The organism is Nocardiopsis quinghaiensis, assembly GCF_008638365.1.
GTDB classification, from domain to species: domain Bacteria; phylum Actinomycetota; class Actinomycetes; order Streptosporangiales; family Streptosporangiaceae; genus Nocardiopsis; species Nocardiopsis quinghaiensis.
The window spans coordinates 27,869-46,747 of record NZ_VWVU01000022.1 but is presented as its reverse complement, the minus strand read 5'-3'; the positions used below and the strand labels follow the sequence as shown (position 1 = coordinate 46,747).

At 72.5% G+C, this 18,879-nt stretch carries 18 protein-coding genes; 6 read left to right on the top strand and 12 right to left on the bottom strand.

Going from position 1 to position 18,879, the window contains the following annotated elements; genetic code table 11:
• Positions 1-193 precede the first annotated feature (193 nt).
• Together FYX01_RS27185 and FYX01_RS20595 are read left to right on the top strand one after the other, a co-directional pair.
• A complete protein-coding gene (locus tag FYX01_RS27185) occupies positions 194-433 on the top strand; it encodes a GntR family transcriptional regulator (protein ID WP_150243876.1) in 240 nt (79 codons plus the stop codon).
• Between the two features lie 140 nt (positions 434-573).
• Positions 574-960, top strand: coding sequence for a VOC family protein (locus tag FYX01_RS20595; RefSeq protein WP_150243874.1), 387 nt, complete (start codon positions 574-576; stop codon positions 958-960).
• Here FYX01_RS20595 and FYX01_RS20590 read toward each other — a convergent pair whose 3' ends face one another.
• The 3 genes from FYX01_RS20590 to FYX01_RS20580 form a co-directional block, all read right to left on the bottom strand.
• A complete protein-coding gene (locus FYX01_RS20590) occupies positions 961-1,884 on the bottom strand; it encodes a universal stress protein (protein ID WP_190394410.1) in 924 nt (307 codons plus the stop codon). It lies immediately after the preceding gene.
• Between the two features lie 91 nt (positions 1,885-1,975).
• Positions 1,976-2,884 carry a universal stress protein gene (locus FYX01_RS20585; RefSeq protein ID WP_150243872.1) on the bottom strand — a complete coding sequence of 303 codons (909 nt, stop codon included), beginning with the start codon at positions 2,882-2,884 and terminating at the stop codon, positions 1,976-1,978.
• Between the two features lie 82 nt (positions 2,885-2,966).
• On the bottom strand, positions 2,967-4,985 hold the full coding sequence (locus FYX01_RS20580) for a nucleotide-binding protein (protein WP_150243870.1): 2,019 nt from the start codon (positions 4,983-4,985) through the stop codon (positions 2,967-2,969).
• A 178-nt stretch (positions 4,986-5,163) separates the two neighbouring features.
• Here FYX01_RS20580 and FYX01_RS20575 point away from each other — a divergent pair, with 178 nt between their 5' ends.
• Both FYX01_RS20575 and FYX01_RS20570 read left to right on the top strand, forming a co-directional pair.
• On the top strand, positions 5,164-6,138 hold the full coding sequence (locus tag FYX01_RS20575) for an NAD(P)H-quinone oxidoreductase (protein ID WP_150243868.1): 975 nt from the start codon (positions 5,164-5,166) through the stop codon (positions 6,136-6,138).
• A gap of 33 nt (positions 6,139-6,171) precedes the next feature.
• Entirely contained in the window at positions 6,172-6,726 is a 555-nt protein-coding gene (locus FYX01_RS20570; RefSeq protein WP_150243866.1) for a bacterial proteasome activator family protein, read from the top strand.
• A gap of 76 nt (positions 6,727-6,802) precedes the next feature.
• On the opposite strand, the gene serS is transcribed toward FYX01_RS20570, so the two are convergent.
• The 8 genes from serS to FYX01_RS20530 all read right to left on the bottom strand — a co-directional run bounded on the left by serS (position 6,803) and on the right by FYX01_RS20530 (position 14,722).
• On the bottom strand, positions 6,803-8,074 hold the full coding sequence (gene serS / locus FYX01_RS20565) for a serine--tRNA ligase (protein ID WP_150243864.1): 1,272 nt from the start codon (positions 8,072-8,074) through the stop codon (positions 6,803-6,805).
• 373 nt (positions 8,075-8,447) lie between these two features.
• Entirely contained in the window at positions 8,448-9,395 is a 948-nt protein-coding gene (pheA, locus tag FYX01_RS20560) for a prephenate dehydratase (RefSeq protein ID WP_150243862.1), read from the bottom strand.
• Between the two features lie 9 nt (positions 9,396-9,404).
• Positions 9,405-10,022, bottom strand: coding sequence for a DUF4446 family protein (locus FYX01_RS26800; RefSeq protein ID WP_223830569.1), 618 nt, complete (start codon positions 10,020-10,022; stop codon positions 9,405-9,407).
• A gap of 36 nt (positions 10,023-10,058) precedes the next feature.
• Positions 10,059-10,901 (bottom strand): glycosyltransferase, encoded by an 843-nt coding sequence (locus FYX01_RS20550; protein ID WP_150243860.1) that lies wholly within the window; start codon positions 10,899-10,901, stop codon positions 10,059-10,061.
• Positions 10,902-10,911: 10 nt separating this feature from the next.
• Entirely contained in the window at positions 10,912-11,268 is a 357-nt protein-coding gene (locus tag FYX01_RS20545; RefSeq protein WP_190394409.1) for an STAS domain-containing protein, read from the bottom strand.
• Positions 11,269-11,392: 124 nt separating this feature from the next.
• Positions 11,393-12,007, bottom strand: coding sequence for an ATP-binding protein (locus FYX01_RS20540; protein WP_150243859.1), 615 nt, complete (start codon positions 12,005-12,007; stop codon positions 11,393-11,395).
• 123 nt (positions 12,008-12,130) lie between these two features.
• Positions 12,131-14,140, bottom strand: a complete 2,010-nt coding sequence (locus FYX01_RS20535) for a PAS domain S-box protein (RefSeq protein WP_150243858.1) — start codon at positions 14,138-14,140, stop codon at positions 12,131-12,133.
• A gap of 249 nt (positions 14,141-14,389) precedes the next feature.
• The gene (locus tag FYX01_RS20530) at positions 14,390-14,722 is read right to left on the bottom strand and encodes a rhodanese-like domain-containing protein (RefSeq protein WP_150243857.1); all 333 of its coding nucleotides are present in this window, start codon (positions 14,720-14,722) and stop codon (positions 14,390-14,392) included.
• 78 nt (positions 14,723-14,800) lie between these two features.
• Between FYX01_RS20530 and FYX01_RS20525 the strand changes: the two genes are divergently transcribed.
• A complete protein-coding gene (locus tag FYX01_RS20525; RefSeq protein ID WP_150243856.1) occupies positions 14,801-15,328 on the top strand; it encodes an SSI family serine proteinase inhibitor in 528 nt (175 codons plus the stop codon).
• Positions 15,329-15,406: 78 nt separating this feature from the next.
• Here the strand turns inward: FYX01_RS20525 and FYX01_RS20520 are convergent, their stop codons facing one another.
• On the bottom strand, positions 15,407-16,030 hold the full coding sequence (locus FYX01_RS20520; protein ID WP_150243855.1) for a TenA family protein: 624 nt from the start codon (positions 16,028-16,030) through the stop codon (positions 15,407-15,409).
• A 374-nt stretch (positions 16,031-16,404) separates the two neighbouring features.
• On the opposite strand from FYX01_RS20520, the gene FYX01_RS20515 reads away from it, so the two are divergent.
• A complete protein-coding gene (locus tag FYX01_RS20515) occupies positions 16,405-18,810 on the top strand; it encodes a beta-xylosidase/alpha-l-arabinosidase (protein WP_150243854.1) in 2,406 nt (801 codons plus the stop codon).
• Positions 18,811-18,879: the final 69 nt, after the last annotated feature.

The window sequence follows — 18,879 nt, the reverse complement described above, 5'->3', positions numbered from 1 at the left end:
GGCGAATATGGTCGCACATGGCTCCGTCGGTCCCGTGACACAGGTCCGGAACACGGCGCGCTACGCGCGCTCTGGGCTGGACGCCCCCAGCCGCTGCTCTCCGCGGTCGTGACCGGTGAACCGCCAGGGTTCGGGAAGCAGCCCGCCCGCAGGTGGGTGTCCAGCAGCGACAGCAGCCGGTCGGCCTCGCGCAATGCCGCATAAACCTCACCGGCATGGCGTGGACATGACCGGAGCGCCTCGGACAGGGAGTCGTACGGCCCTGTCGGGATGTCCGGTTCGAGGGCACCCCAAGGGAACGACGTGCTCATGCGACCGCCCCCAAGCTCAGCAGTACGGCCTGGCCCGCTCCACGGTGCGACGTGCCATCGCCGTGCTCGTGGAGGAGGGACTGGTGTTCACCGTGCCCCAGCGCGGCACGTTCCGGAAGTAGCTTCACGAACCGCACAGGCGGAGTGAGTCCCCTCCCGGTCCGGGGTTGCACGAGGGGGTCGGCGCGGGAGATACCCGTCGCTCCGGCGACGTGTCGACATGGCACGCATCGTTTCGGCGCGGCGGGGAAGGGTGCGGGACATGATCGGACGACTTCACACCATGGTCATCGACTGCCCCGACCCCCGTGCGCTCGCGGACTTCTACTCCGAGCTGCTCGGGCTGCCCGTGGCCCAGGAGGAGGGTGAGTGGCCGGTGGTCGGGCAGGAGTGGCCGCGACTGGCGTTCCAGTACGCGCCGGACCACCAGCCGCCCGAGTGGCCGGCTCCCGAGCGCCCGCAGCAGATGCACCTCGACGTCTGGGTGGAGGACATCGACACCGCCGAGGAGATGGTGCTGGAGCTCGGGGCCAGGCAACTGGCGGTCGCCGAGGACGATCCCGGCAACCTGTTCCGGGTCTACGCCGATCCCGCGGGGCACCCGTTCTGCCTGGAGTACCCCGCACGAACGCCTGAGCCGCCCGGCTAGCTAGTCCTCGGCACGGTGGGGAAGGACCACCACGGGGATCTCGGAGTGGTGCAGGACGCCCTGGCCGACCGAGCCCATGATCAGGCCGCGCACGGTCCCCCGGCCGCGGGAGCCCACGACGATGGCGTCGGCTCCCTCCGCGGCACGGAGCAGCGCGTTGACCGGGGTGTCCTGGGTGCGCACCACGCTGACCTCCACGTCGAGGCCCTCGCGGCGCTCGTCGGCGGCGTCGGCCAGCATCCCGGCCACGAGCTCCTCGGACTTGCGGTCGAACAGCTTCTCCTGGGGCTCGTAGCCCATGGCGGTCATCGCGACCGGATCGTACGGATAGGGCACCTCCCAGCTGTTGACCACGACGAGCTCGCCTCCGCTCTCGCTCGCCAGGTCCACGGCCAGGTCCAGCGCCCGGCGCGCGTTCGTGGAGCCGTCCACGCCGACCACGACCCGGTTCAGGGAGGTCGTCGCGGGCCTGCCCTCGCGCGAGGGCACCACCGCGACGGGGCAGGGCGCCTGGGCCGCGACCCGGACACTGACCGATCCCACGAACATCGACGCGAACGCGCCCAGGCCCCGCGTGCCGACCACGAGCAGGTCGTGGGGGCGGCAGTGCCGCAGCAGCGACACCGGTGCCTCGTCCAGGGCCGTCTCGGTCTCCACGGTCACCGAGGGCTGGAGTTCGCGGACGCGCTCGGTCACCCGGTTCATCACCTCGATGGCCTGGTCCGAGATCTCCTCGGTGGGGTCGAAGCGGGTGGGCCCGGCGTTGGCCGACACGACCATCGGCATCCCCAGCGCGTACACGGCCAGGATCGGCGCACCCCTGCGGGCGGCCTCGGCGGCGGCCCAGTCCAGAGCCGCCCAGGAATGCTCGGAACCGTCGATCCCCACGATGACCCTGGGCGAACGCTCCTCATTGCTTGCCATAGTTCCCCCTCAAGGCGTGTTCGACGAACACGCCCTAGCACTGCGGTCCATCATTGCCGAGGAGACCGACCCGCCGTGGGAGCGGCACGGGTCACTCGTCCCCGGAGTGCGGCGGCAGGACGGCGACGGGTACCGAGGAGTGCCGCAGCACCCCCTGACTGACCGATCCCATCACCAGCCCACGGACTCCCCCGCGGCCACGCGAGCCCACGACGAGCAGGTCCGCCTCCTGGGCGGCCTCCACCAGGGCCTCCACCGGGTTGGCCTGCGTCCGTACGGCGCTGATCTCCAGGTGCTCGGTCCGGTCGTCGACCACGTCGGCGAGCAGCCCCGCGACCACCTCCTCGGACTGGCGGTCGAACGTCTCCTCGTGCAGAGCGCGGTCGTCGGCGGCCAGCGACTCGGCGTTCGCGGGCAGCGGCACCTGCCAGCTGTTGACCACCACGACCTCCGCCCCGCTCACCAGGGCCTCCCGCAGGGCGAAGCCCAGGGCGCGGCGGGAGGACTCGGACCCGTCCACGCCCACCACGACGCGGCCCCGGCGCGGCGGCGGCCTCTCCAGGTTGGGGACGACCACCACGGGACAGGGCGCGTGCGAGGAGGCCCGCACGCTGGCCGAGTCCAGCATGATCGCCCGGATCCCGCCCAGGCCGCGCGAGCCCATCACGATGACGTCCCCGGGCCGGGCCTCGTTGAGCAGGACGGCTGGTGCGTCCTCCGGTGCCAGGACGGTCGCCACGTTCACCTCGGGCCGGGCCCGGTGCACGTACGCGGCGCCCGCGGTGAGCAGGTCGTGCCCCGCCTGCCGCAGGTCCTCGACGGCGAAGTCGCCCGGATCACCGTAGGCGCCGATCACCACCGGTATGCCCAGGCCGTGCACGATCCGCAGCGGTGCCCCACGCCTGGCCGCGTCCTCGGTCGCCCAGACCAGGGCGGCGTGGGAGGCGGGCGTGCCGTCCACACCGACCACGACCGCTGGCGAGCGTTCCTGTGCGTTCATCCCCATTCCCCCTTGTTCCTCCCCTGTCCGAAACCGGATCCCGGAAACCAGGAAGGGGCCCACGCACACCGCGTCCGTGCCCTCACCTCTGCCAGGCGAACGCCTCCCCCACGGACGCCGCCAGCTGGAGGTAGGAGTCCCGCGTGGCGGGCGCGAGCTGTTCGAGGTCCACCTCGGCCCCCTCCTCCAGGTGCCCGTCCCACGGCACCCGCACCACGTCGCGGCACCGCCCGGAGAAGTGCTCCTGCAACCGGTTCAGGTCCACGCTGCTCTTGCTGTCGGACCGCACCATCGACAGCACCACCACCGCGCTGCGGACGAGGGCGCCGTGGCCGTGCGCCTCCAGCCAGTCCAGGGTGGCGCTGGCGCTGCGCGCCCCGTCCACGGAAGCCGAACTGACCAGGACCACCTGGTCGGCCAGTCCCAGCACCCCCCGCATCGCCGAGTGCAGCAGGCCGGTACCGCAGTCGGTGATGCAGATGGAGTAGAAGTGCTCGACGATGCGGGCCACCTCCCGGTAGTCGGAGTCGCTGAACGCCTCGGAGACCGCCGGGTCGCGGTCGGAGGCCAGGATCTCCAGACGGCTGGGTGCCTGGGAGGTGAACCCGCGGATGTCGGCGTAGCGCGACACCAGGTGGCGCTCGTTGAGCAGGTCGCGGATGGTCGCGGCGGTCTCCAGCCGCACCTTGTCCGAGAGCGTGCCCCGGTCGGGGTTGGCGTCCACGGCCAGTACCCGGTCGCCGCGCAGGGACGCCAGGGTCGCGCCGAGGGCGACCGTGGTGGTGGTCTTGCCGACACCGCCCTTGAGGCTGAGCACGGCCACCCGGTGGTGTCCGGTCGCCACGGGCGCGCAGGCACGGGCCACCAGCTCGCGCTGGCGCAGCACCTTGGCGGACTCCCCCGGGTTGACCAGGCCCAGGGTCGCGGTGTGCACGGCCCTGCGCCAGCCGCCGCTGGGGCCCTGGCGCCGGTTGCGCACGAGGGTGGCGGCGTTGAGGGACTCGGAGGTCTCCCGGTCCCGACCGTCGCGCCGACGGTCCGGCGCCGGCGGGCCCGCCGGTGAATCCGTGCCCGGCTGCGTCGTCGGCTTCGCCGGTGGTGCGAGGTCGGCACGCGGGCCCGTGAGCGTGGGCGGCGGTTCGGGACGGCCCCGCGGGGCGCCCGTCGTCGCGGGCAGGAAGGGACCGTCGGGCTCGGGAGGACCGCCACCCGGCCGTGTCCCGGGGAACGTCCCGGGCCCCGCCCCCGTTCCGGGTCCCCGCCCCGGAGCATCCGTGTCGGTCGCGGAGCCGGGGGATGATCCGGACCCCGGCCCGGTCTCCAGCGGCGGCAACTGCTCGGGCTCGGGAACGTCGGAATCGTGGCGCGGCCTGCGGGGCGCCAGCGGGTCCGGCTCCCCGCCCGGCCTCGTGGGGCGCTGGAGCCGCTGCCGCTGCGGACGTTCGGGGCGCTGCGGACGCCTGCGCGGGGAACCCGGCAGCAGCCGGACCGTGCTGCTCCGCGTCTCGTTCTCGGCGTCGTCGGCGCTGTCGGACCCCTCATCGGTCCCGGAGGCCCCCGCGGTCTTGGGTACCTCCAGCGCGTCCAACGCCTCAGGCATCTCAGGTATCTCGGAAGCCTCAGGTATCTCGGAAGCCTCAGGTATCTCGGGCGCCTCAGAGGTCTCCCGTACCTCAGATGTCCCGGCAGACGTCCCGACCGGCCCGGGCGGCTCCGAGGGCTCGGGCACCGCGGTCGGCCGGAACGGTCCCGGCTCCGGCTCCGGTGCCCACTCGCCGACGGCGTCCCCACCGGCGTCCGCGTTCCCGTCGTCGTCCACGGGCGCCGATCCCTGGTACCCCGTTCCCGGCGCCGGGAACGGGGTGTCCTCGGGCATCCGGGCATAGGGCGGCGGGGGAGGAGCAGCCCCCTCGAACCCGCCGAACCACTGCTCCCGGGGGGAGGGCGCGGGCGCGGCCGGACCGGGCGCGGCCTCGGTGCCCGCCTCCTCGGCCCCGTCCGGGTCGTCGGCCCGGCCGTCCGGCCCGATCCGCTCCTCGGCCTCCGGTACGGGGCCCGCCTCGGCGTCTCGATCCGGCCCGTTCTGTTCCTGGTGTGCCACCGGGGCTCTCCTGCTTGAAGGGGGTGTGCTGTGGAGGGAGGGATACCGCAGCGGGGAAGGGACAGGTCCGCTCCCTGGAATCACTCCTACCCTCCCGACCCCACCGGAGTACCTCCGGGGAGGGTGAACAGAGTGATCCTCTGGCTGCCGGTGAACCTCCCCAGGTACTGTCTGGCTCATGCACGCGATCCGTATCACCGAACCGGGCGGCCCCGAGGTCCTGACCTGGTCCGAGGTTTCCGACCCCGTCCCCGGCGAAGGGGAGGTCCTTGTGGACGTGGCCGCCAGCGCGGCCAACCGGGCCGACGTGGCCCAGCGCCAGGGCAACTACTCGCCTCCCCCCGGCGCCTCCGAGTACCCGGGCCTGGAGTGCTCGGGCACCGTCGCGGCGCTCGGACCCGGCACCGAGGACGCGGGCTGGTCCGTCGGCGACCCCGTGTGCGCCCTGCTGACCGGGGGCGGCTACGCGGAGAAGGTCGCCGTGCCGGTGGGCCAGCTGCTGCCGGTGCCCCGGGGCGTGGACCTGGTGGAGGCCGCCTCGCTGCCCGAGGTGGCCTGCACCGTGTGGTCCAACCTGGTGATGGTCGGAGGCCTGCGCGCCGGAGAGACCGTCCTGCTCCACGGCGGCGGCAGCGGTATCGGCACCTTCGCCATCCAGTTCGCCCGCGCCCTGGGCGCCCGGGTGGCCGTCACGGCGGGCAGCCGGGAGAAGCTGGAGCGCTGCCGCGAGCTGGGCGCCGAGATCCTGATCAACTACAAGGACGAGGACTTCACCGAGCGCATGCGCGAGGCGGGCGGCGCCGACATCATCCTCGACATCATGGGCGGCTCCTACCTGGACGCCAACCTGCGTTCCCTGGCCACGAACGGCCGTCTGGTGATCATCGCGCTGATGGGCGGCCGCCGTGCCGAGGCCGACCTGGGGCGTATGCTCGTGAAAAGGCTTTCCGTGCAGGCGACGACCCTCCGTTCCCGTCCCCGGGACGAGAAGGCGGCCATCGTCTCGGGAGTACGCGAGCAGGTGTGGCCGTTGGTAGAACAAGGAGTCGTCCGCCCCGTCGTCGACCGCTCGGTACCGATGCGGAACGCGGCGGAGGCGCACCGTGTCATGGAAACGAGCGCGCACACCGGAAAGATCCTTCTCACCCGTTGACGGCGTGCCGGTGATATCCACGTAAGGGGACTGATGAGCAGCGCAGACAACCCGAACGAGCGGCCCCAGGTACTGGTCATGGGGGCCGACCAGCAGGGCGACGGCCCGGAGGAGGACGGTGCGGAGGAGCCCCGCACCCTCGCCGACATGGTGGAGCAGCCCGCCAAGGTGATGCGGATCGGCAGCATGATCCGCCAGCTCCTGGACGAGGTGAAGGCCGCCCCGCTGGACGAGGCGAGCCGGGCCCGGCTCAAGGAGATCCACACCTCCTCCATCAAGGAGCTGGAGGACGGCCTGGCCCCCGAGCTCATCGAGGAGCTGGAGCGGCTGACCCTGCCGTTCGCTGAGGGCTCCGCGCCCAGCGACGCCGAGCTGCGTATCGCGCAGGCGCAGCTGGTGGGCTGGCTGGAGGGCCTGTTCCACGGCATCCAGACGACCCTGTTCGCCCAGCAGATGGCGGCCCGCGCCCAGCTGGAGAACATGCGCAAGGCCCTGCCGCCCGGCGTCGCAGGCCTCCAGGGCCAGGGCCCCGGCGGCCCCGGCGGTGCGGGCGGTGAGGAGCCGCCCGGCTCCGGCCCGTACCTGTAGCGGCCACGGCCCTGTAGCGGCCACGGCGAACGGAGCCCGCCCCACCGGTCGGGGGCGGGCTCCGTCGCGTGCGGGCCTACCTCTTTCCGCCGACCGGCTCCAGGACGTCGCGGCCCAGGTAGGGGCGCAGCGCCTCGGGGACCACCACGGAGCCGTCCTCGCGCTGGTGGTTCTCCAGGATGGCGACGATCCACCGGGTGGTGGCCAGCGTGCCGTTGAGGGTGGCGGCGAAGCGGGGCTTGCCGTCCTCGCCCCGGAACCTCGTGTTGAGGCGGCGGGCCTGGAACTCGGTGCAGTTGGAGGTGGAGGTCAGCTCCCGGTAGGTCTCCTGGGTGGGGACCCACGCCTCGCAGTCGTACTTGCGGGCGGCGCTGGTGCCCAGGTCGCCGGCGGCGATGTCCACCACGCGGTAGGGCAGCTCCAGCTTGTCCAGCATCTCCCGCTCCCAGGCGAGCAGCCGCTCGTGCTCCTCGTGCGCCTGGTCCGGATGGGTGTAGACGAACATCTCCACCTTGTGGAACTGGTGCACCCGGATGATGCCGCGGGTGTCCTTGCCGTAGGAGCCCGCCTCTCGGCGGAAGCACGGCGACCAGCCGATGTAGCGGTGGGGCAGTGCGTCGGCGGGCAGGATCTCCCCGGCGTGGTACCCGGCCAGCGGCACCTCGGAGGTGCCCACCAGGTAGAGGTCGTCGGCGGGCAGGTGGTAGATCTCGTCGGAGTGCTCGCCGAGGAACCCGGTGCCCTCCATGGTCTCGGGCTTGACCAGCACCGGCGGGATCATCGGCGTGAAGCCCGACTGGACGGCCTGGTTCATCGCCATGTTGAGCAGCGCAAGCTCCAGCTGGGCGCCCACACCGGTGAGGAAGTAGAACCGGGCGCCGGAGACCTTGGCGCCGCGCTCCATGTCGATGGCGCCGAGCATCTCGCCCAGTTCCAGGTGGTCGCGCGGGGTGAAGTCGAACGCGCGCGGGGTGCCGACGGTCTCCAGGACCTCGAAGTCGTCCACGCCGCCCTCGGGCGCGCCCTCCTCCACGAGGTTGGGCACGCTCGCCAGGGCGGCTCTCAGCCCGTCGGCGAGGCGGCCGGCCTCGGCGTCGGCCTCCTTGACCTCCGCGGCCAGCGCCTTGGCGCGGACCAGGAGCTCCTCGCGCTCCTCGGGAGAGGCCTTGGAGACGGACTTGCCCACGCTCTTCTGCTCGGCGCGCAGGGTCTCGAACCGGGACAGCGCCGAGCGGTGGCCGGCGTCGAGTTCGAGCAGCCGGTCGGCGACGGAGGGGTCCTCCCCGCGGGCCCGCTGCGAGGCACGGAGTCGTTCGGGGTCTTCTCGAAGAGCGCGAAGGTCGATCACGCCTTGCAGGTTACCGCCCGGACCCGATCGCCCCGACATCTTTTCCACAACCGCGTCACGGACGTTCATGGACGCGGGGGAGCGGCGTCCTCCCCGTGACAGGACCTGACGAGGGGAGACCGCGTCGAAGCCGGTGAACGAGATGACCGCAGAGGGGTTCACCGCCGCGCCGGAGGTGCTGGAGGCCGCGCGTCCGGGGGACGACCCCGCTGCGGCTGGCGCTGTGCCCGGAGGGGGCTGCCGCGGCGCGCCACCACCGTGGAGGAGGCGTTCGGGGGGCGGCCGGACACGCTTCGACAGCGATGGTCCTGCTCCCGGTGGCACTGCCGGCGATCGAGGGTGCCGCTGGGGGCAAGACCATCCGGTGAGGGTTCTAGTCGACCCGGCCGGCCCGGACGCGTGCCAGCCACCGCTCGGCCTCGACGAAGTCGGCGTCCGTGGCCGGGCGGGGCCGCAGCGGCGAGTCGGTCACGGGGCCCCGGCCGTCGCGCGGGTAGCTGCCCAGGAAGCGCACGTCCCGGCACACCCGCCGGATACCCATGAGCGCCTCGCCGACCCGGGCCTCCGACACGTGCCCCTCGGCGTCGATGCAGAAGCAGTAGCTGCCGAGCCCGTCACCTGTGGGGCGCGACTCCAACCTGGTGAGGTTGACCCCGCGCACGGCGAACTGGTTGAGCACCTCGATCAGGGCACCGGGGTGGTCGTCGGCGATGAAGGCGACGAGGGACGTCAGGTCGGACCCGGTGGGGCCGGGCAGCGCACCGGGCCGGGACAGGTAGATGAACCGGGTGGCGGCGTCGGAGCGGTCGCCGATCCCGGAGGCGAGGGCGCGCAGGCCGTACCGCTCACCGGCGATCACCGCGCAGATCGCGGCGTCGTAGGGCGCGCCGGGCTCGGACACGCCGCGCGCCGCCGCGGCCGTGGAGGAGACGGTGTGCGTGTCGACGTCGGGCAGGTGCCGGGCGAGCCAGCCCCGGCACTGGGCGAGGGCGTGGGGATGGGTGGCCACCCGCTTGACGTCCTCCAGGACCGCCCCGCCTCGCGCGAACAGCGCGAACTCGACGGGCACGGCCGTCTCGCCTGTGATGAGCAGCGGATCACCGTTGACCAGTTCGGCGATGGTGGCGGTGACGCCGCCCTCGACCGAGTTCTCCAGCGGGACGACCCCTCCGTCCACCGCGCCGGAGCGGACCGCGTCGAAGACCGCCGCGATCCCCTCGCAGGGGACGCGTGCCTCGTCGGACGCGTCCGGGCGCAGGTCGCGCAGCGCGGCTTCGGTGAAGGTGCCCTCGGGGCCGAGGTAGGCGTAGCGGTTGGGCATACAACCAGGCTATACGGACCCGCGGCCCGGGCGCGGCTGTCCGTGGCCGCCCGTGGAGCGGAACGAGGTGACCAGGGACTCCGGGTCCCCCACCTCCCGGACGGCCCCGGTGGCAGGAGCGGCCCCGGAGGGCGCGGCTCCCGGGTGCGCGGCCGGTTCCCCACCGCCCTCACCGGTCCCCGCGGTCGGGGGCGCGGGACGGTTCGGGGCGCTCCCGGCCGTCATGCTCGTGCCGATCCCCTCGCCCAGGCGGGCCGAGCGGACGACCCGGTACTCCTCGGGGCTGAGCAGGATGTCGGACTCGCCGCCCACCAGCGGCTTGGCGTAGGTGCGCGTCTCGGTGCGCCCGTTGATGGAGGTGACGACCACGCCGTCGCCCTCGCTGTTGAGCAGTGCCAGGGAGAAGGAGCGGGCGCCCGACATCTCCTCCAGAGCGTCGTAGTGGAGTACCGCCACGTCGCGGACGGCGAGCGGGTCCGCGCCCGAGGCGCCGACCTCCGCCGCCCGGTGGGCGATCATGCGGGACTCGCTGTCGGCCACCCGGGTCCTGGACAACGCGTACCCGCCGAGGGCGAGCGCGCCCAGACCCGAGAGCATTCCGGTCAAAGCCAGGATCGTAGTGAACACAGGGCGAGCGTATAACTACACGCTGCGCCCATGGAGCTACTTGGGGCGATTTCGCCAACTCATGGGCCCGACTTTGCCCGCCAGTTGCCGTCCGACCGTACGCGCGCGCTCCCGGGTCCGGTCCCACTGGCGCCACGCCGTGGGCCGGAACTCGCGTACCGCCAGCGCCCGCGCCACGTCCGCGAACTGGTGGGCGCGGTGCCACTGCGCGCGCAGGTCGGTACCGGTGGCCCGGTGCTCCAGCGGCACCTCCACCTCCAGCACCCGAAAGCCCGCGCGCAGCACGTCGATGGTCAGGCCGGTCTCCACACCGAAGCCCGTGGCCAGCGGCTTGGCCGTCTCGAAGGCGGCGCGTGTGACGCAGCGCTGGCCGTTGAGGGGCTGCTCGGGCTCCCACCCGGTCGCCTTGCGGACCCCGCCGCGTGCGAGCCGCACCACGAACCCGTGCCCGCCCAGGCGTGTGCGCGTGGCGGGGAAGAGGGCGATGGTCATGTCGGCCTTGCCGCCGGTGACCGGCTCGATGAGCGGGGCGGCCGCCGCGGCGGTGGCCTCCAGGTCGGCGTCCAGGAACAGCAGGTGCCTGGGGGGACGGGGCGCTCCGTCCCCGTGCGCCTCGATGAGCCGGACGCCCTCGGCGCCCGTCTCCATCGCCGCGCCCTTGCCCCGGTTGCGGCTGTGCCTGAGCACGCGGGCCCCGGCGTCGAGGGCGACGTCGGCCGTCCGGTCGGCGGAACCGTCGTCGACCACGACGACCAGGTCCACTCCGGGCAGGGCGCGAGCGGCCCTGACGGTGCTGCCGACCCTCGGGGCCTCGTCCTTGGCCGCGATCACCACGGCGACCCCGGCCCCCTCCGGGCCGCCGGCCTCCCCCCGGAACACGCGCGCCCGCCTACGGGGCCGTGCCGGTCCCCGCGGCCACCGGCAACGCTTCGAGGTCGGGGTGGATGACGAACACCTCGTCCAGTCCGGTCACCTCCAGGACCTTCGTGACCGCGGGCCTGGGCGCCACGATCTCCAGGTCGCCGCCCTTGTCGCGGGAACGCTTCATGGCGGAGAGCAGCACGCTGATGCCCGTCGAGTCGCAGAACTCCACCCGCGACATGTCGACGAGCAGCCGTCGTGCCCCGTCGTCCAAGGCCTCGACGAGCTCGCTGCGCAACTGGGGTGCCGTGTACAGGTCGACCTCACCGCCCACGGTGACCACCGCGACGTCTTCCTGAGATCGGCTTGATATCTTCAACTCCACAGTCGCGACTGTAGCGGCCCCATCACCCGTGGGCCACCTCGGCGACGGTGTTTCGCGACATCGGCGACGTTCCCGCGCCGTGCCGCACGGGCTTCTCCGGAGCGGAACCGAGCGGCGGATCCGCTCAGATCAGGGCGTTCCAGGTCCTCACGTCGTCCCGGTCGAGCAGCCGCAACTCGACGATGTCGGCCGTGCCCGGAGCGGAGTGTCCTCCGAAGCCCTCGGGCAGGCCCTCGGCCGTGCCCCTCTCCTCGTCCGCGCTCTCCTCGGCGGGGACCTCCAGGACCGCCCACACCGTGGTGGTGGTCGCGTCCATCTCGGTGCCCCACCGGCCCGACAGGGTCTGGACGATGCCCAGGCCACGGCCGCCCAGGCCGGAGACGGAGGGACGCGCCACGCGGGGCATGGTGCTGGATCCGCCGTCGCGCACCGCGATCTCCACCCAGCCGCCCGGCTGCGACCCGCGGTCCACCTCGGCGCGCCAGGACACGCCGACGACGCCCTCAGGACCGTCGAAGGCGGGCAGGGGACTGGCGTGGCGCAGGGCGTTGCTGACGAGTTCGCTGAGGACGAGGGCCGCGTCGTCCACGCGTTCCTCGTCGATCTCCAGGGCCCGCAGGTCGCGGCACAGCCGCTGCCTGGCGCCGGTCACGCTGACGGGGGTGTAGGGGAGCGTGACGCTCCGCTCGACCTTGTGCGGGCGATCCCCGGTGTCGAGTGGGGTGTTGTCTCCTGACACGTTGAGTCCCTGCGCGTTCGTGCTGTCTGGGGCGGTCCGGAACCCGCCCGATGTGTGCCAGCGAATTCCACCAGGGGTGGAAATGCCCCGTTCACCTCGCAAGGAAACCCGCCGCGAGATGAATCACCGGGTACGGCTCGCACGTCGGCGCGGGGATCGCTGCCGTGGCAGGGGTTCTGGGCTTGGTGATGTTTTTGATGTTTTCTGGGACTCAGGTTGCCTGTGGGACAGCTCGGACCGTGTAGGGGTCCGCTCGGCGGACCGCTCGGCGGGCTCCGGTTCGCCCTCGCGGTACAGGGGCACCGTGAACCGCATGCGCGCCCCGCGCTCCAGCCGCTGGGCGGTGACGTCGCCGCCCTGGTCACGCGCCAACTGGCGCACGATGTACAGGCCGAGACCGAGTCCGCCGAAGCCGGAGTCGTCGCCGCGCACCCCGGACTGGACGAAGCGGTCGAAGATCCGCTCCTCGTCACCCGGCCGCAGCCCCACGCCCTCGTCGTCGACCACGACCGCGACGGCGTCGCCCTCCTCGTGGGCGCTGACGTGTACGCGCCCTCCCTCGGGCGAGAACTTCAGGGCGTTGTCCAGCAGCTGGTCCATGATCATGCTCGTGGCCAGCGGGTCTCCGGCCGTGGGCGGGAGCCGGGGCAGCGCCTCCAGGGTGACGTCGTGCCGGTCGGACAGGGGCCGGAAGGCGCTGACCGCCTGCCGCAGCACCTCGGGCAGGTCGAACCGGTCGCGTCCGACCCGCATCTCGCCGCGCGAGACGTCCGAGCCCAGCTGGAGCCGGTCCACCAGCGTGGCCAGGGCGGAGGAGCGCTCGGCGATGGTGCCGACCGCCTGGTACTGCGAGTCCGGGCTGAGCCGGGACCACTTGCGCAGCAGTGTGGTGGCGTAGCCGTGGATGACGGTGATGGGGGTGCGCAGCTCGTGCCCGCTCGTGGCCAGGAAGGCCTCGCGCTCGTCCTCCATGGCCTTCTGCGCGGTGATGTCGCGAAAGTCCACCACCCACTCGCGGGTGCGCGGGATCTGCGCCATGAGGATCTCCAGCCAGCGCCCGTCCTTGAGCTGGTGCTTGACCGGCTGACCGTGGCAGGCGGGCAGCGGGAAGGGCGGGTGGCGCCCCTCCATCACCTCGGTCCCGTAGCCGGTGAGCTCCACCGCCGAGCGGTTCCACTTGAGCACCCGTCCGCCGAAGTCGAGTACGGCGATCCCGTCGGCGCTGGAGTCGGCCACCGCCTGCTCGTGGACGCGCTGGCGGTTGAGTTCCTCGTAGGCCAGCGCGTTGCCGATCGCCACCCCGGCGTGCGCCGCGAGCAGTTCGAGCAGCTCCAGCTCCACGTGCCCGACCTTGCGCTGGCTGTAGAGCGCGTACAGGGCTCCGTAGGGCCGGCCGTGCACGTTGGACACACCCAGCGCGATGGTGTGCAGCCCGGGCAGGTCGGCCCAGACCAGGTCCTGCAGGCCGCGGGTGTCCTCGTTGGCCAGCAGCACGGACTTGCCGCTGCGCAGCAGCTCGCCGAACAGGCTGTCGTCCAGCGCCGCGCTGAACCCCCGGAGCTCCTCCGACAGCTCGGAGATGCTCACCAGCTCCACGCGGTCCTCGTTGAGCAGGACGAAGCCGCCCGCGTCCGCGCCGGTGAGCTCGGTGATGCCGCAGGAGATGCGGTCGAGGACGGTCCTGCGGCTGAGGTCGGCGTTGATGTCGACGACCACGTCGGTGAGCCGCCGCACCAGCCGGGCCCGTTCCATCGCCGAGGAGCGGGCCCGCACGTCGCTGTCGGAGGGGTAGAGGCTGAGCACCCATCCGGCGATCCCGCCGTGGGCGCCGGGGACGCGGTTGGTGTTGATCCGCACGTCGATGACCACGCCGTCCCTGCGCACCCTGCGCGTGTGGATGGACAGCGGCGTCCCCGCGCGCACGTGTTCGAGCACCGCGCCGTGCTCGGCCTTCAGCTCCGCGGGGACGATCGGCAGCTCTCCCCCGAGCACCTCCTCCTCGCGCCAGCCGAACAGGCGCTCGGCCGCCGGATTCCAGAGGGTGACTCGGAGTTCGCTGTCGACACAGACCACCGCGTCCGCTGACGCGGCCAACACGGCTTCGGCGCTGAGGGGCGCGCGCTCGGAACTCACGACGTCATAGTGCCACCCGGAGGCGCCCGGGGGCAGTGCTTTGCGCAATCGGAGCCAAATAGACAGATCCGGGTCTCCGGCGCCATGACCGGAATGGCTCACCGGACCACGTCCGCGGCGGGCGGTCCCGCTCCTGGTGGCACCATCGGACACCGGAAGTGACGCCGGAAGCGGGACCGACCGGACGGAGCGCCCCCTCAGCCACACCACCAACGTTTCCGGTCGGTGCACCAGGCGGGGGGCGAAGGATCAGATGACACGGGGCTCCGCGCCGGCCTCCGACGCCAGGTCACGACCGGCGTGCTGCCAGGCCTGCATGCCGCCGGAGACGTTGACCGAGTCCCATCCGGCCTGGTTGAGCGCGGCGACGGCCTGCGCGGAGCGGCCGCCCGCACGGCAGACGACGTAGACCCTCCGGTCCTGCGGCACCTCGGCCGCGCGCTGGCCCAGCTCGCCGAGCGGGATGTGCGTGGCGTCGGGCGCGTGGCCCGCGTTCCACTCGTCGTCCTCGCGGACGTCGAGCAGGTAGGCGTCCTCGGGCACCTCTGTGGCGTTGGTCTCCGGGACCTCGTTGCCGGACATGTGACCCCCTGTGTCTGCGTGCTTCGTGAAATGTAAGAGTTCGGGGAACCCGACGGGTGTTCCCCGCGTCCGAACCGTATGGCTCAGTACACCTTCGCGACAGCCCTGCCGGCCCGCCTCGCCGCTCTCGCAGCCCTCGGCCTGCTTATCACGGCCTGCGGCAACGAGCCCGCCGAAGTGAACGCGCCGGCCCCCGCATCCGACGAGAACACCAATCCCTCCGACCCTCCCGGGACCTCCGGGGAATCCTCCGGTGAGGAGACCGGCGACGCCGAGGTCCAGCTGACGATCGAACGCTCCCTGAGCGGCGACGAGGCACTGACTCCCGCCGAAAGCTACGAGGAGGGGGTGTGGACCCTGACCTGCGCCCCCGTGGGCGGCGACCACCCCGAACCCGAGGCGGCGTGCGCCCAGATCGAGGAGGTCGGCGTGGAGCCGTTCGTCCTCGACACCTCCGACATGACGTGCACCATGCAGGTGGGCGGCCCCGAGGTCGCCCACGTGACCGGCCACATCGACGGAACCGAGATCGACACCGAGTTCAACAAGCGCGACGGTTGCGAGATCGAGCGCTTCGAGACCGTGGAGACGGTGCTCAACCCCTGACCGGGGCGCACCGGCCACCGGCCGGTGGGAAGGGGGAGTCGGGCCGCGACGGCCCGGCTCCCCCTCGCCGTGCGGGGGTCAGGCGGTACGCGCGGTGTGCGGCGTGTCCCAGAAGGCGACCTCGTGGCGCATGCCCTCCAGGAAGATGTGCTCCGCGCGGTCGGGGTCCGGGTCCGCCTCCTCCAGCATCCTCCCGTAGTGCTCGGTGAGGGTGGTGAACTCCGGGTCGGCGTAGGTGTCGACCCACCGGCGGTAGCGCGGCTCCTCGGGGCGCTTCTCCGCCAGGGCGAGCCCGAGCTGGTTGTAGCCCCACATGCAGGGGTAGACGGCGGCGAGCCCGTCGCGGTAGTCCGCGGCGGCGTCGAGAAGCCACGCGGTGTAGGCCGAGCAGGCCGGCCCCTTGTCACGTGTGGTCAGGTCCGCGCCGAACTCCCCGGACAGGGAGCGGTGCAGCTCCAGCTCCTCGGTGAGGGTGCTGTGCGCGATGCCCACCAGGTCGGCGAGGTGCTCGTCGGGCGCCTGCCAGGCCAGCCGGGAGAAGGCACGCGCGTAGTCGAGCAGGTAGAGGTGGTCCTGTTCCAGCCAGTACCGGAAGGCGCGCTCGTCGAGGTCGCCCCGGGCGATCCCGGCGACCGTCGGGTGCGCCAGCTGTTCGGCGACCAGCGGCCGCCCGATCTCATGGAGTCGTTCTGTGATTCCCACGTCCGGAGTGTCCCATCCGCCGGACCGGGTCCTCAATGTGTTCTGAGCCCTTATGTGTGCCAAGTGCCCCATGTGGCCGATCCAGCTGATCAGGGGCTTTGCCGAAACTTTCGGCAGGCAAGCGCTTCCCATGGAACGTCTTGATGAAACCTTTCATTTCCCCACCAGCGGAAACTCTCCCCGAACCCCAGCTCACAGCCCGCGTGTGACTTATATCTCTCGCAGGGGTTGACCAGGTCACCGCGAGTACGTACATTCTCCGTCAGTAAGTTTCGGTACTAGTTTCGAAAGTTTCGAGTGTTCAACTCCCGAGATCCACCAGCCGGCGAGGCCCCCTCCCCGCATCCTCACTGAGCACAGAAAGGCACACCCACATGACCGGACCCTCTGACCACGTCGTCGAGCGGGAGGACACCGCCGGGAGCTGGCGGGACCCCTCCCTCCCGGCCGCGACGCGCGTCGAGCGACTTCTGGGGTCGATGACCCTGGAGGAGAAGGTCGCCCAGTTGCACGGTGTGTGGGTGAGCGCGGACGCCTCCGGGGAGGCCGTCGCACCGCACCAGCACGACCTCACCCAAGAGCCGCCGGCGTGGGAACAGGTGATCGCCGACGGCCTCGGTCAGCTCACCCGTCCCTTCGGCACCGTCCCGGTGGACCCCGTCGCCGGACGCGCGTCGCTGGCCCGCAGCCAGCACGAGATCATGGGCGCCAACCGCTTCGGCATCCCCGCCGTGGCCCACGAGGAGTGCCTGGCCGGGTTCGCCGCCTGGAAGGCGACCATCTACCCGGTCCCCCTCGCCTGGGGCGCCAGCTTCGACCCCGACCTGGTCGAGCGGATGGCCGCCCAGATCGGCGAGAGCATGCGCCGGGTCGGCGTCCACCAGGGCCTGGCCCCCGTCCTGGACGTGACCCGCGACCCCCGCTGGGGACGCACCGAGGAGACCATCGGCGAGGACCCCCACCTGGTGGCGACCGTCGGCACCGCCTACGTACGCGGTCTGCAGTCCACCGGGATCGTGGCCACCCTCAAGCACTTCGTCGGGTACTCGGCCTCCCGCGGCGGCCGCAACCTGGCACCGGTCTCGATCGGCCCGCGCGAGTTCGCCGACGTGCTGCTCCCTCCCTTCGAGATGGCCGTGCGCGACGGCGGCGCCAAATCGGTCATGTCCGCCTACAACGACAACGACGGGCTCCCCGCCGCCGCGGACACGGACCTGCTCACCGGCCTGCTGCGGGACCAGTGGGGGTTCGAGGGCACCGTGGTCGCCGACTACTTCGGCATCGCCTTCCTCCAGACCCTGCACCGCGTCGCCGAGTCCACCGCACGGGCCGGGGCCCTGGCCCTGACCGCGGGTGTGGACGTGGAACTGCCCACCGTGCACTGCTACGGCGAGCAGCTCACCGCCCTGGTCCGCTCGGGCGAGGTGCCCGAGGAGGTGGTCGAACGGGCCACCCGGCGCGTGCTGCTCCAGAAGTGCGAGCTGGGCCTGCTCGACGCCGGCTGGACCCCCGAGCCCGAGGACCCCGGCGCCCCCGTGGACCTGGACCCGGCCGAGCACCGCGCGCTGGCCCGCGACCTCGCCGAGCGCTCCGTGGTCCTGCTGGCCAACCCCCGCGACGTGCTCCCCCTGACCGGTACCGGGGACCTGGCGCTGGTCGGCCCCCTCGCCGACACCGCCGACGCCGTGCTCGGCTGCTACTCCTTCCCCGCCCACGTCGGCAGGCGCCACCCCGGCACCGCCGTCGGCGTGGAGATCCCCACCCTGTTGGAGTCCCTGCGCGCCGACCTGCCCGGCATGAGCGTCGAACACCGGGCCGGGTGCTCGGTGGACGGCGACTCCACCGACGGGTTCGACGAGGCCGTGCGGGCCGCCTCCCGTGCCCGTGTGTGCGTGGCCGTGGTCGGCGACCGCTCGGACCTGTTCGGCCGGGGAACCTCCGGCGAGGGCTGCGACGCCGAGGAGCTGAGCCTGCCCGGAGTGCAGCAGGAGTTCCTGGAGGCCCTGGCCGCCACCGGAACCCCCGTCGTCGCGGTGGTGGTGTCCGGACGCCCCTACGCGCTGGGACCGGTCGCCGACCGGCTCGCCGCCGTCGTCCAGGCCTTCCTCCCCGGGGAGGAGGGCATGCCCGCCGTGGCCGGAGTGCTCTCCGGCCGGGTCAACCCCAGCGGACGCCTGCCGGTGTCCGTGCCGCGCTCGTCCGGCGGCCAGCCCACCACCTACCTCGGCCCCGACCTGGCCCACCGCAGCGAGGTCAGCTCGGTGGACCCCGCCCCGCTCCACCCGTTCGGACACGGCCTGTCCTACACCCGGTTCTCCTGGGAGGACCCGCGTGTGGACGGGGACCCCGTCCTCCCGGACGAGGCCCCCGTGGTCGGCACCGACGGGGAGGTCACCGTCGGCTGCACCGTCCGCAACGCCGGCGGCACCGCCGGGACCGAGGTCGTCCAGCTCTACCTGCACGACCCCGTCGCCATGGTGACCCAGCCCAGGAGGCGGCTGGTCGGCTACGCGCGGGTGCACCTGGAGGCGGGCGAGGCGCGGGCGGTGGACTTCACCGTCCACGCGGACCTGTCCTCCTACACCGGACCGGACGGGCGGCGCGTGGTCGAGCCCGGCCGACTGGAGCTGCTGCTGGCCGCGTCCAGCGAGGACGTCCGGCACACCGTCCCGGTCACGCTCCGGGGCCCGACGCGCGTGGTGGACCACACCCGCCGCCTGGCGTGCGGCGTCCAGCTCGACCCCGTCGCCCGGGAACAGGAGGTGGCGGCACGCGGATGAGCCCCCGCGGCTGAGCACTCCTCGAACTCCTCGAACTCCACCCCCCTCACCCCCCGCTGTCAGAGGAGA